Genomic DNA, 13,661 nt, shown 5'->3' on the forward strand with positions numbered 1-13,661 from the left:
GTACATTGCCACGGAGGCCTCGAACAGCAAATTGCATGAAACATCGGTATCAGCTCGCCATTTTTAATACTATCACGCCACCGACAATCAACATCACACCAATGTAACGCAGTAACGATGCAGCATCACCAAAGAAACAGATCCCCACTAAAAAAGTGCCAGCAGCACCAATGCCGGTCCACACAGCATAAGCAGTGCCAAGTGGAATAGTGCGCTGCGCCAAAAACAGTAAGGTGCCACTTACCACCATAAAGCCAACAGCGATCGCGATACCGGTAACTTTATGCTGACCCGACTGCGCTATTTTTAACCCCACCGGCCAACCAATTTCCGTTAAGCCCGCTAATACCAAATATAGCCAACTCATCTTTCACACTCTCCACCCTGATCGGATTTTCTTGCTGCTTGACAGGATGTAGATAATATCAGTTAATCTGATTCATCAAAGCTAGTTACTATCGAATAATTTCATATGTTAAGTTTAGAACAACTGCGAATGTTTGTGATTGCTGCCGATGAGGGGTCTTTCTCGGCCTGCGCCCGTAAAACCGGCAAAGTCCAGTCGGCAGTAAGCCATGGTATCAGTACGTTAGAGCTGGATTTAAACGTTGAGCTGTTTGATCGTTCCTCACGTAGCCCCACGCTAACCCCGGCAGGTGAACGCCTGTTACGCTTGGCACGCGGTTTACTTATCCAAGCAGATGAGTTAGAAAAAACCGCACAATCTATCTATAAACAGCAAGAAACCCGTTTAACCCTTGCCGTTGATGATGGTTTACTGCTGCCGGAAGTCTATGATGTTCTTAAGAAACTACAACAAACCTTTCCTACTGTAGAAATAGAGTTTATCTCACTGCCATCGACTGATATTGCGGTTGATGTTGCTAAGGGACAGATTGATTTGGGGATTATGTTTAGCGAAGTTGAAGCCGCCAAACAAACTGACTTTTGCTATGTTGGTAATATTGATTATGTGGCCGTTTGCCACCCTGCCTATCCGCTAGCTGCCGCCAAAGATATTAGCTTAACCGCGTTGCTTCCCCATCGGCAAATAGCAGTGCGCGGGCGAGAAAAACGTGAATCACAATTATTATTAAGCATCGCAGCCAGCACCTGGTGGTGTTCTAGCTATAGCAAGGTACTCGCCTTAGTGAATCGTCAGGTTGGCTGGGCCTATTTACCCCTTTTTATGGTTGAACCACTGCTAAGCAAGGGGCTACTGTGTGAAATGCAGGTCTCTTTTGATCATGCCACCTGGTCAGTGCCGGTTGACCTAATTTATAGCAAGGGAGCAAGCCATGGCCCGGTGTTTAAGTTTCTCACTGCAGAGCTAAAACAGCTCTATGCAAGCTTGGCCAAGCGCTGACACGTTGCTAATAGAGTGGCAAATAACGCGGGAATTTGCGTAAAACTCAGATTAAAAAAACTCAATAAACTGGCCTGAGACTTCCTCGTACAATAAAAACAATGCCGATCCCACTAATAAAAATGACGCCAGCTTATTAATAGTTAATTTTAGCGCATACATTTTCTGAGTATGCCTAACCCAAACACCCAACCATAAAATAAGCTGATAAATCGGCAAACTCACTAACATAAAGGTTAGTGCCAGTAAAACACAGTAATACGCTGGCTGCAGCTCTGCTTGCGTTGGTATTAGAGTATTGGCGGTAATGGCTACGGCCCAGCCCTTAACATTTAGCCACTGAAATAGCTCGGCTTCATGATATGTCATAGGTTTGTCGTGTTTGATATAACGCGGATCGGTAACGTGCACCACCTGCAATACATACCAAATAAGAAAGATAATCGCCGCAATATGTGCGATCACCACAATATAAGGTAACCAGATCCCCAAATTGGTAATACCCAAGCCTACCAGCAAAATTTTTAACGGATACGCAAAGCAAATACCATAGTAATGCGGCAAGCTGCGTTTTACGCCAAAGTTCATACCCGACAAAAATAACATAACGTTATTAGGGCCAGGGCTTAAACAGGCAGACGCGGAGAAAAATAACGCAAGCAAAAACCAGTCCAGCATAAGAGTAAGTAGAGTGTCCGACTATGTTGTAATCAGCATAACACCAAACCCAATATAAGGTGAAACACCGGCAAGCATCTCTCACGGCTAATCTGTGTTAGCCTAGCCGCCGTATAACACAGACAACTCATTATTAGCGCTAGAATTATGATATCAAAGCAACAACAGAAAGAGGTGATAGTCATCACCGGCGGCGGCCAACGCGTTGGCCGGCATTGCGCCAGCCAACTGTTACAACATGGCTATCAGGTGGTGGTCAGCTATAGAAAACACTCCCCAGGAATTATGGCACTGCAAGCAGCAGGTGCCCATTGTATTCAAGCTGACTTTACAGCGTTAACCGATATTGCCGCTTTTATCGAAGCGTTAGCTGTATACCCAGCCCTTCGTGCTGTTATCCACAACGCCTCCAGCTGGCAAGCAGACTTGCCTTTAGCCACAACAGACACGCTATTATCGCAGCTTGAGCAAGATGCGGCGGTGTTTGATGCCATGCAGCATATTCATGCCAGAGCCCCTTATTTACTTAACCGCGCACTATTACCGCAACTTACAGCCAGTGCTACGGCCGACATTATTCATCTAACCGACTTTGTCGCCAGCGTAGGTAGCAGTAAACATCAGGCCTATGCTGCCTCAAAAGCCGCACTGGAAAATCTGACGTTGTCTTTATCGCGGAAACTCGCACCTAAGGTTAAAGTCAATGCCATCGCGCCAGCGCTACTGATGTTTAACGAAGGTGATGACGCGGCTTATCGTGAAAAAGCGCTGGCTAAATCATTAATGGCGATTGAACCCGGCCCAGACGAGGTGTTGCAAAGTATTTTATATTTACTCAAAAGCCGCTATATCACTGGCCGTATTTTAGCGCTGGATGGTGGTAGGCATTTAAACTTGCCCTAACGTGGCTATTAATATTTGCGGCATCACAGGTAACAATTAAATGATGCCGCAAAGTCAGCGCAACATGAATAAGCTGCGAAAGCTACAGCTCTTTGCTTTGCCTTAACTGATTGAGCAAATAAAGACTAAGCGCCAGCAAACTAAGCGGTAACAAGGTAAAATAAAACGCCGTTTGGCCGCTAAACCTGGCAAAGGTAAAGCCGGTAATAATAGAGCCGGTAGTGCCGCCCAACGCCGAAAACACCACTATTAGCCCGGTCATGGCAGCATGTTTGGTTTTAGGTAAAGCGTTTAAAATCACGGAATTAATCACCGGATAGATTGGCGCCATAAAGAGACCGATCAGTGGAAATAAATAGGCCGCTAAGGGGGCGTTAAGTAGGCTTAATGACTCGGCTAGCTGAATATCCTGCGTTAGCGGTAAGGTTAATACAATCAGCAGTGCCATCCCCGCCAGGCAAATATTTAATAGCAAATACCAACTTATATATTTAAGCACCACCCCCGCCAATAAACGCCCCAGCGCCAAACTGGCGGCAAAAATACTGGTCAGTTGCACACTTAACTGATTTGGCAACCCCAATACCTCGTTATTAAAGGTGGGTAACCAACTGCCAATACCCTGCTCCATCAGTACATATAAAAAGGCCGACAGCACAAACACAAACACCAGCGGGCGATACACGAGTTGCAGCATTTCCAAAAAATCTGAAGCAGCATGTTTGGCTGGCGCCAATGTTAATGCCGGAAAATGGGTGCTGGCAAGCAGCAGTAAATTGAGCCCAGCTAAAGCCGCTAACCACCAATACACCTGTAACCAGCTGTCGGAGGCAGGGTTTATTGGATCCATAAAGTAGGCAAAAAACCAATAACCGCTTAACACCCCCAGCATAAAAAAGCCCTCTATGGTATTAAGCAGTGACGCATGCTCGGCCTGAGTAGTTGTGACCACACCAATACTGGCATAAACCGACACCTTAACTAAGGCAAAACTGGCTCCCACGATTAAAAACAGCAGCTTAGTGGTCCAAAAAGACGGTACTAGCGGCATCGCTAAACAGCCCAATAATAATAAGCTGACGCCAATTAACATGGCATTTTTATAGCCCAACCGCGGCAACCAGGCGGCAATTAAAAAGGAAACAACCGCAATTGGAATATCTTTAAAGCCCTCCAATACACTGGCAGCTTCTTTGGTAATTTGATAGCTATGAATAACTTGCAAGATCACGGTCCCAACGCTGTTAAGCAGGATCGCGAAAACAAAATACGTCAGCATTAAGCTGAGTTTGATACGAAATATGGCCATAGTAGTTTGCTCTTATCGTTGTTGGCGCTTGTTGTTAGTCTTACCACAGCCCTGTCATTACTGCGGTATTTTTCAGCACTTGTTAATGCACTATACACCGGGCAATAATATAATTGCAATCGATTGCAATTAACAAAATAATCATTGTATAGTGTTTAACAGAAACTAAAATCTGCAAACCGACAGGTGAGTCTATGACAGCAACATCTTCTCCAACCCAGCCACATATTCTGGCACTGGCCCCCTGGCAGCTGCCCGATCTGGCGTATCAGCCAGCACACTATATGCTAAAAGAAACCTTGCTTAGTGTTGGCAATGGTTATTTAGGTAGCCGAGGCAGTTTCGAGGAAGGTGCACCGGCTGGCGTTAGCCACTGTGAGGGGACTTACCTCAATGGCGTTTTTAGCAGTGAAGCTATTGTTTATGGCGAAAGCGCCCACGCCTTTGCCGAAAATAATCATAAAATGCTGCAAGTCGCTAATGGCAAAGTGCTGCAGTTACAAGTAGATGGCGAAGATGTCAACATAAGCGGCGCCCTCAATCACCAACGCCAATTGGATATGCAGCACGGCGTATTAGAGCGCAACTGGCTATGGCAAAGCCAAAGTGGTAAACAATTACACCTAGAAACGAAGCGTTTTGTATCGCAGCAACGCCCCAATCTATTGGCCATTGAGCTAACCCTTACGGCGGTCAATTTTAGCGGCCCGGTAACACTATGCAGTGCACTGGATGCTCGTTATCCCGGCTATCATAAAGCCGGCGATCCACGGGTGGGCGAGATGTCCATCGCCAACACCCTAAGCCTGGTGCAGCAACAACTAACTGCCCATGGTGGTCAGATGCTGCACAGTGCCAGAGGCAGCGGTACCCTGGTGGCGGCTTTGTGGCAAGATTTACTTCCTGCGGGTACCAGCTGTCTGACCAGCACCGAGCAACACACTAATTTACTGCAGCAACATTATGAACTGCAACTTACCGAAGGTGAGTCGAAACAAGTGCATAAGTTTATCGTATATTGCCATGCTGCGGCGAATAGCGAACAAGATAGCTTGCTTGACCAAGGCGCAGCGTTGCTAACGCAGGCTTACACCGCAGGTTTTAGCGAGGTACTGCGCGAACATCAACAATGGTGGCAACATTACTGGCAAGGTGCCGATGTCACTATTGCTGGCGATCTGGCAATGCAACAAGGGATCCGCTTTAACCTGTTTAGCCTGGCGCAATCGGCCGGTCGAAATGGCCAAAGTAATATCGCCGCGAAAGGTTTAACCGGCCCAGGTTACGATGGCCATTATTTTTGGGACACCGAAGTGTATGTGATCCCAGTGATGAGCTTATTGCAGCCTGAACTGGCCAAACAATTGCTGGCACATCGCTACAGTCAGTTAGAGGCGGCTCGACAGCGTGCGCGTCAAATGTCGCACCATAAGGGCGCACTCTATCCCTGGCGTACTATTGGCGGTGAAGAATGTTCTGCCTATTTCCCGGCGGGCACGGCGCAATATCATATTAATGCGGCTATTGCCTATGCCATTCGTAGCTACTATCTGGCGACTGGTGATGAGCAATTTATGGCTGACATGGGCGCTGAAATGCTGGTCGAAACCAGCCGATTTTGGCTGGAACTGGGCTTTTTTAACCCACGGCAAAACCATCGTTTTGAGATCCATCAGGTAACAGGGCCTGATGAATACACCGCTATCGTTAATAATAACTACTACACCAACGCTATGGTAAAACTGCAATTAGCATTTTGCTGTAAGCTATTAAAAGCAGCACCCGATCTTGCCACTGCCCTAGGCGTTAGCGCAGAAGAGCTTAGCTTATGGCAACGCGCTGCCGACCAGATGTACTTGCCCTATGATGCAGAGCTGGCAATCCATGCCCAAGACGACAGTTTTCTGCAAAAGCAGCACTGGGATTTTGCCAATACACCGGCCGAGCATTACCCGCTGCTCCTCAATTACCATCCGCTGGTAATTTACCGGCACCAGGTATTAAAACAAGCCGACACCGTGTTGGCCAATGTGCTGTTAGATGAGCAAATAAGCTTGGCACAAAAAGCGCGCGATCTGGCTTACTACGAACCCTTAACCACCCACGATTCCAGTTTATCGGCCTGTATTCATAGCATTGCCTTTGCTGAAACAGGGGATATCAAGCGGGCGCAAGACTTTTTTGGCGATTCCGCCCGCATGGATCTGGATAACCATCATGGCAATACCGAGGTCGGCGTCCATATTGCCTGTATGGCCGGCAGCTGGCTGTGTTTAGTACAGGGTTTTTCCGGAGTACGGGTACGGCCAGCAGGACTATTTTTAGCCCCTAATCTACCCGAGGCACTGGGCGAACTGCGTTTTAGGCTGCACTATCAACAGCGCTTGTTGCAAATTACGGTGCAAGGGCAACAGGCTCGCTGCCAGCTTATTAGTGGCGCCCCCTTAACCCTGTATCTGCATGACCAAGCCATAACCATCAGCCAAGGAGCAACCTTATGATCAAGGCCGTTATTTTTGATTTAGACGGTGTGCTAACGGATACCGCTCACTATCACTTTCAGGCCTGGCAAGCGTTGGCGCATTCTTTGGGTATTGCCTTTAACGAGCAAGATAACGAACAGCTAAAAGGCGTTGATCGGCTTGGTTCTTTGCGGCTTATCTTAGCAAAAGGCCAACTCAGTGTTGATGACGCAACAGAGCAGCAGTTAATGGCACAAAAAAACGCGCATTACTTAAAACTGATTGCCAATATGAGCGAAGCGGATTTGTTTAGCGGAGTGAGGCCCTTATTTACCGCATTAAAACAACGGGGCATTAAATTGGCAGTTGCCTCTGCCAGCAAAAATGCCGACTTTGTGCTGCAACGGCTGGGGATTTATAACGAGTTTGATGCCATCGCGGACGCGGCCTTAGTTAAAGCCAGCAAACCCGATCCGGAGATTTTTCTGCAGGCCGCGGCGCGTTTGGGCGTAGCCCCCGCTCAGTGTTTGGGGATTGAAGACGCAGCGGCTGGCGTAAGCGCCATCAACAGCGCAGGTATGCAAGCGATTGGCATTGGTGATGCGGAGGTGTTACACGAGGCACTAAGGGTTTACCCCAACATCGAGGCGCTTGATATTGCTACGCTACTAACACTTTAAAGCAAACGCAAGCTGGACTGACGGCAAAGTAAACGCACCGGTAGCTGTGCTGAAGGCACAGTTTTACCGGCAATCCGCTGCAACAACGTAGACACCAGCAATTTGCCACCGGCTTGTGTATCCTGCTTGACCGTACTTAACGATGGTGTGCAGTAAGCCGACATGGCAATATCGTCAAAACCGACGATGGCCAGTTGCTGCGGTATCTGCACGCCGTATTCCAGCAGTGCTTTCATGGCGCCCATGGCAATCGCATCACTGGCAGCAAAAATTGCATCCAGTGAGCCGGCCGAACTCGATAACTCATTAAACAGCACCTGCTGTGTTTTGATATAGGCATCCTGGGCAGTAAAGTCGGTATTTAACTGCAATTTGGGTTCTAACTGCAATCCGGCCTGACTAAGCGCATCCTGATAGCCCAGATAACGCATTTCAATTTCGGTATGACGAATATCGCCCAAAAAGGCCACCCGCTTACAGCCTTGCTTTAGCAAATGCTCAACCGCTAATTTGGCGCCTTGACGATTGTCACTGCCAATAACCGGATAGGTTTCATCACTATCCGCGGCGCCCCACACTACAAAAGGTACCGCCGCGTCGGCCAACTGCAACACCCGTTCATCGTGCTCGCCCTGCCCTATTACAATCAACCCATCGGCACGCTTGGAATCAAAATAATAACTGCGCCAGTCTTTGTCGGTGGTTTTACTGGTACTTAGCAGCATATCGTAACCCTGACGGGTTAACTCGTCGGCTATTACCCCTAAAATATCCAATAAAAAGGGATCGGTGAGGGTTTGCTGGGTTTTGGCATCAAATAAAATAATCACCGCTATAGTATGGCTTTTTTGTGTCCGAAGACTGCGCGCCGTAGCATTCACTTTAAACTGATGATCAGCGGCAATTTGCTGTACTTTTTGCCGGGTAGCGGCATTAATCACTGGATTATCCCGCAAGGCCCGCGAAGCCGTTGACTCCGACACCCCTGCCAAACGGGCAATATCTGCCAGCGTCAGTACTTTTGCACACTCTTTAACCACAGTTAACCTATTCAATCTAAACTTAAATCCTTGGTTGCCATAATGCCCTATCAACTTAGTTGCCGCAATGCTATGTGCTTAGCATCAGCATAGCTTTAGCTAAAAGTCATAAATAATTCTTTTGCAATCGTATGCAAAAGATCAAAAACCCTATTGCAATCGATTGCAAACTATCCTAATGTTAGAACGCGTTCACGTTTTATGCTTAGATATTGTTCGCCTTAAGGCGGTTCGATGGCTAAACAGAATGTCAACACACACTATTTTGAACGGCACAATTTTTTATAACAATGCCGCAAAACTAACAACAGGATAGACCAGGAGTTTTAGCATGAGGTTACCGCTTAATAAGATTACTAGCGCGGTGCTATTGGCCATAAGTTTGCCAGTAGTCGCGCAAGTTGCAGCAGAAAACACCGATAACACCAACACCGTCGCCAGCAAAGAAAACAATCAAATCGAACAAATTGTGGTAACCGGTAAAGCCAGTGGTATGTCGGGCTTACGGGTAGATCAAAGTTATGCTATTACCAGTGTATCAGCCGACAATATTACGAAACTAGCGCCGAAAAGCACGGCGGAACTCTTTACGGTCGTCCCCGGAGTCTGGGCTGAAAGCTCCGGCGGTGTGGCTGGTGCCAATGTGTTTGTCCGCGGCTTCCCCAGCACAGGCGATGCCCCCTTTTTAAGTTTGCAGCTAAACGGTGCTGTTATTTATCCACCTTCTACCCTGTCGTTTTTAGAGAATTCCTCAATCTTTCGTTTAGATGAAACCATCCAGTTTATGGAAGCGCTGCGTGGTGGTGCAAACCCAGTAATTAGCCATGGCCAACCGGGCTTGACCACCAACTTTGTGCTCAAAGAAGGCAGCGATCAAACAGAAGGCTTGGTGAAATACAGTACCAGCAACTATGGCCAGCAGCGGATCGATGGCGTGATTAGTGGCAAACTGGCCGACCGCTTATACTTTATGGCCGGTGGTTATATTAATCAGTCTGAGGGGCCACGCGAAACCGGCTTCACTTCCGAAAAAGGTCATCAATTCACCATCAACATCACCAAAGAGTTGGATAACGGCACGATAAACTTCTACACCCGCCAAACCGATGATCATGGTGTATGGCATCTACCGGTTCCCCTTAATGTTGCTGGTATTGATAATAAATTTACCCAAATTGGCCCTTTGAACCGCCAGGCAAGCATAGCTTACGGCCCAAATGGTGAAACGGCCAGCTATGACTTTGGCGATGGCCGCGGTTGGAAAGGCGGCATTACCGGTGGTACTGTCGATCTGGACTTAACTGACGACTGGCGTTTGGTGTACCGCTTTAGCCATTTAAGTGGCCAAGCCAACACCTTAGGGTTAGTACCCGAAGGCGGCGCAGCCAGGCTCGGCGATATTCGTGGCGTAAACGAAACCGTAACGGGTGCTGCTACGGGGAACAGCTATAACGACGACATCTTTGTACAACAAATTGGCCGCTGGGTGGTATTAAAAGATATCAATGCTTTTACCAATGATCTGGCGTTAACTCATCGCACCGATAATGCTACCTATACGTTGGGTTTGTATCAAACACGCTATGGCGTAAAAGACTGGTGGTCTATTGGTAATCAAGCCTGGCATGTATTGCAAAAAGGCGGCGAATTACTGTCTGGCTTAGCCTGTAATGATACTCAGGATAGCTGTAGCTGGAACTATGATATCGACGCCAGTGGCGATGGTCATACTCAGGCCTTTTATGCCGCTGCAGAATATCAGCTGACCGAGCAATTACGCATTGACGCCGGCGCCCGACGTGAAAATCACAAAATAGTGTATACGGTAGACGAAGGTTTAACCGGCCGCACCAGCAAAGCCGTAGACTATGATGAGAGCAAAATAGCCTGGACGGTGGGCGCCAACTATATGTGGCAACCCAATATGGGGGTATTTGCCCGGGTCAATCAAGGCAACAAAATGCCGCATTTCGATGATTTTAGAGATAATTTCGATGCCTTTACTGCTGGCGATAAGCTGATCAAAGAAGTTAGCCAGTATGAGCTTGGTTATAAATGGGCCGAGCGCAATCATAGCGTGTACATAACGGGGTTTTATAACGAAGTTGAAGGCGAAGTCTTTGTTACCCGCCCGGGTGCCCCGGCAGAAATCTTAACCACCAAAGCGCTTGGTGTTGAAGTTGATGCCAACTATATGGCGAACAATGGCTTTATGCTGAACTTAAATGCCACTTTGCAAGATACCGAAATTAGCAACCATCCCGATCCTTTGGTCATCGGCAATCAGGCTATGCGCCAGCCTAAGTGGCAATTACGTTTAACACCCAGTTATGGTTTTGAGATGGCAGATATGTTTGCCACCTTGTATGGTACGATCTCCAGCGTTTCGGATCGCTATGGCGATAACGGCAACACTGTTACCCTGGAAGGCTACACTAAATTAGATCTGGGCTTACAGCTAGACGTTACCGACAATCTGACCGCCCAGCTAGCGGTGGCTAATCTCACTGATAAAGCGGGTGTAACAGAGGGCGATCCACGCAATCCGGCCTCGCCTAATGGCCGCTATATTATGCCACGGACTATCGATTTCAGCGTGACATACCGTTTCTAACCTTCTCCCTGTGCTAAGGGGGCTACGGCGAAGGCCATAGCCCCCTTTTTTATATCTAAGTTAAGCGTCCACCTGATATCTATTATTAAATCGTTTTTATGAATTAAGGCAATTCATTTTATTCACAATAAACTATCAGTCACTTCCTATACTATTTGTATTGTTACTAATTTAAGACAGTGCGACGTCTCGCCGCGCCCTTAACTAAACCCTTTAATCCTCTACACAAACAGCAACGGGTCTTGGGTTTAATTGGTAACAAGCCAAACGTTTACCAAAAGGTTTTGAAGGAGACCGAAATGACTCAACAACGATTTAATAAAACCCTGCTGGCAGGCATGATGAGCCTGTTACTCGCTTCAGGCTCATCATTTGCCAATAGCAATGCAGAAATAAGCAAGCCGCAAGGTGCTATGGGCTCTGGCACTGCTGCAGTGGGTGCCGTAAGAACCAACCAATTTTGGTGGCCAAATCAATTAGATTTATCACCACTGCGTGCCCATGATATTCGCTCTAACCCTTATGGCGCCGACTTTGATTACGGCAAAGCCTTTAGCAGCCTGAATCTGGCAGCCGTAAAACAAGATATTGATAAGCTTTTGACTACTTCACAAGATTGGTGGCCTGCTGACTTTGGTAACTATGGCCCTTTCTTTATTCGGATGACCTGGCACAGTGCCGGTACTTACCGCACACTAGATGGCCGCGGCGGCGCCGGTGGTGGCCAACAACGCTTTGATCCACTGAATAGCTGGCCGGATAACGCTAGTTTAGATAAAGCTCGCCGTTTACTCTGGCCAATTAAACAAAAATACGGCGAAGCCTTGTCCTGGTCTGATTTAATAGTGTTAGCCGGTAACGTAGCCTTAGAAAATATGGGCTTTCAAACCTATGGTTTTGCCGGTGGTCGCGCTGATGATTGGGAACCGGATCTAGTTTACTGGGGCCCAGAAGTCGAAATGCTGGCCAGTGATCGGGAAGATGCTGACGGTAAATTACAACGCCCGCTGGGTGCTACGCATATGGGTTTAATTTATGTCAACCCGGAAGGCCCGCGCGGTGTGCCGGATCCGGTAGGCTCTGCCAAAAATATCCGGGTAGCTTTTGATCGCATGGCGATGAACGATGAAGAAACCGTAGCCTTAATTGCTGGTGGCCATACCTTTGGTAAGATGCACGGCGCGCATAAACCTGCCGACTGCCTAGAAGCTGAGCCTGGTGCAGCGGGTATTGAAGAGCAAGGTCTGGGTTGGAAAAACAACTGTGGTAAAGGCCACTCCGAAGATACCATTACCAGTGGTTTAGAAGGCGCCTGGACACAAGCTCCAACACGTTGGACCACCTTGTACTTAAGTAACTTATTAAACTTTGACTGGCAGCAAACTCGCAGCCCAGCGGGTGCTATTCAGTGGATCCCAACCGATGAAGCTCTGCACACTTCGGTTCCAGATGCGCATATTGAAGGTAAGTTTAATCCACCGGTGATGACCACTGCCGATTTAGCCTTAAAGTATGATCCTGAGTACCGCAAAATTGCCGAGCGTTTCTTAGCTAACCCAGAAGAATATCGCTTAGCCTTTGCCAAAGCCTGGTACAAGTTAACGCACCGCGATATGGGGCCTCCACGCAATTTCTTGGGGGCTGAAGTACCCCAAGATATTCTGATTTGGCAAGATCCGATTGATGCGAAAACCCAATCGACCATCAATGCTAACGATGTGAAAACCTTAAAAGCGGCTATTTTAAAGTCAGACCTAACGGTACCAGAGCTAGTACGCGTGGCCTGGGCTGCCGCAGCCAGCTACCGCAGTTCCGATATGCGCGGCGGTGCCAACGGTGGTCGTATTGCTTTAGCGCCACAAAAAGATTGGGCGGTAAATAATCCTGAGGAAACAGCCAAAGTATTAGCCGTATTAAAAGGCATTCAAGCCGATTTTAATAAGAGCAGAAGAAAAGTTTCACTAGCCGACTTAGTGGTGCTGGGCGGTGCTACTGCCATTGAAAAAGCGGCCAAGGATGCGGGTTACAACATTACCGTACCCTTTACACCAGGCCGTGGTGATGCAACACAAGAGCAAACCGATGTTAATTCCTTTGCCTTGCTCGAGCTTACCGCTGACGGTTTTAGAAACTATTTTGATGCGCAAAATAGCTACAAATCACCAACAGAAATGTTAATAGATAAGGCCGACCAGCTTGATCTAACTGTACCGGAAATGACGGTATTGGTAGGTGGCATGCGAGCGCTGGATGCTAACTATCAGGGCACTAAACACGGTGTCTTTACCGACAAGCCGGGCACTTTAAATAACGATTTCTTCGTTAACCTGCTGGATATGTCGACCGTATGGCGTAAAGCTACTACCGATGGGCTGTATGATGGCTTTGATCGTAAAAGCGGCGAGAAAAAATGGTCGGCAACCTCTGTCGATTTAATCTTTGGTTCAAACTCTGAACTACGCGCGATAGCCGAAGTCTATGCCTTTGATACATCGAAGAAAAAGTTTGTCGATGACTTTGTTAAAGCCTGGAGCAAAGTAATGGAGCTGGACCGTTAACCCCATCCATTAACTCAAATGCTAAAAGGGCCGTCAGGCCCTTTTCTCGCC

At 47.7% G+C, this 13,661-nt stretch carries 10 protein-coding genes; 6 read left to right on the top strand and 4 right to left on the bottom strand.

The genetic code is table 11. The features are described from left to right. Positions 1–49: 49 nt before the first annotated feature. On the bottom strand, positions 50–367 hold the full coding sequence (locus tag IE163_RS04210; RefSeq protein ID WP_189430566.1) for a DMT family transporter: 318 nt from the start codon (positions 365–367) through the stop codon (positions 50–52). A 105-nt stretch (positions 368–472) separates the two neighbouring features. Here IE163_RS04210 and IE163_RS04215 point away from each other — a divergent pair, with 105 nt between their 5' ends. Beyond that, positions 473–1,366, top strand: coding sequence for a LysR family transcriptional regulator (locus tag IE163_RS04215; protein WP_189430567.1), 894 nt, complete (start codon positions 473–475; stop codon positions 1,364–1,366). A gap of 51 nt (positions 1,367–1,417) precedes the next feature. Here IE163_RS04215 and IE163_RS04220 read toward each other — a convergent pair whose 3' ends face one another. Continuing rightward, complete coding sequence (locus IE163_RS04220; protein ID WP_189430569.1) at positions 1,418–2,029, bottom strand: LysE family translocator; 612 nt, start codon at positions 2,027–2,029, stop codon at positions 1,418–1,420. Between the two features lie 162 nt (positions 2,030–2,191). On the opposite strand from IE163_RS04220, the gene folM reads away from it, so the two are divergent. Further along, positions 2,192–2,947 (top strand): dihydromonapterin reductase, encoded by a 756-nt coding sequence (folM, locus tag IE163_RS04225; RefSeq protein WP_189430571.1) that lies wholly within the window; start codon positions 2,192–2,194, stop codon positions 2,945–2,947. A gap of 82 nt (positions 2,948–3,029) precedes the next feature. On the opposite strand, the gene IE163_RS04230 is transcribed toward folM, so the two are convergent. After that, positions 3,030–4,256 (bottom strand): MFS transporter, encoded by a 1,227-nt coding sequence (locus IE163_RS04230; RefSeq protein ID WP_189430573.1) that lies wholly within the window; start codon positions 4,254–4,256, stop codon positions 3,030–3,032. A 194-nt stretch (positions 4,257–4,450) separates the two neighbouring features. Here IE163_RS04230 and IE163_RS04235 point away from each other — a divergent pair, with 194 nt between their 5' ends. Both IE163_RS04235 and pgmB read left to right on the top strand, forming a co-directional pair. Continuing rightward, on the top strand, positions 4,451–6,757 hold the full coding sequence (locus IE163_RS04235) for a glycoside hydrolase family 65 protein (RefSeq protein ID WP_189430575.1): 2,307 nt from the start codon (positions 4,451–4,453) through the stop codon (positions 6,755–6,757). Next, on the top strand, positions 6,754–7,398 hold the full coding sequence (gene pgmB / locus IE163_RS04240; RefSeq protein WP_189430577.1) for a beta-phosphoglucomutase: 645 nt from the start codon (positions 6,754–6,756) through the stop codon (positions 7,396–7,398). Before IE163_RS04235 ends, pgmB begins: the two co-directional genes overlap by 4 nt. Here the strand turns inward: pgmB and IE163_RS04245 are convergent. Further along, on the bottom strand, positions 7,395–8,453 hold the full coding sequence (locus IE163_RS04245) for a LacI family DNA-binding transcriptional regulator (protein WP_189430579.1): 1,059 nt from the start codon (positions 8,451–8,453) through the stop codon (positions 7,395–7,397). The genes pgmB and IE163_RS04245 overlap by 4 nt on opposite strands. 316 nt (positions 8,454–8,769) lie before the next feature. Between IE163_RS04245 and IE163_RS04250 the strand changes: the two genes are divergently transcribed. Then, positions 8,770–11,052, top strand: coding sequence for a TonB-dependent receptor (locus tag IE163_RS04250; RefSeq protein ID WP_189430581.1), 2,283 nt, complete (start codon positions 8,770–8,772; stop codon positions 11,050–11,052). A gap of 299 nt (positions 11,053–11,351) precedes the next feature. Next, on the top strand, positions 11,352–13,610 hold the full coding sequence (gene katG / locus IE163_RS04255) for a catalase/peroxidase HPI (protein WP_189430583.1): 2,259 nt from the start codon (positions 11,352–11,354) through the stop codon (positions 13,608–13,610). Positions 13,611–13,661: the final 51 nt, after the last annotated feature.

This window comes from Alishewanella longhuensis (assembly GCF_014653435.1).
In the GTDB taxonomy this organism is placed as follows: domain Bacteria; phylum Pseudomonadota; class Gammaproteobacteria; order Enterobacterales; family Alteromonadaceae; genus Alishewanella; species Alishewanella longhuensis.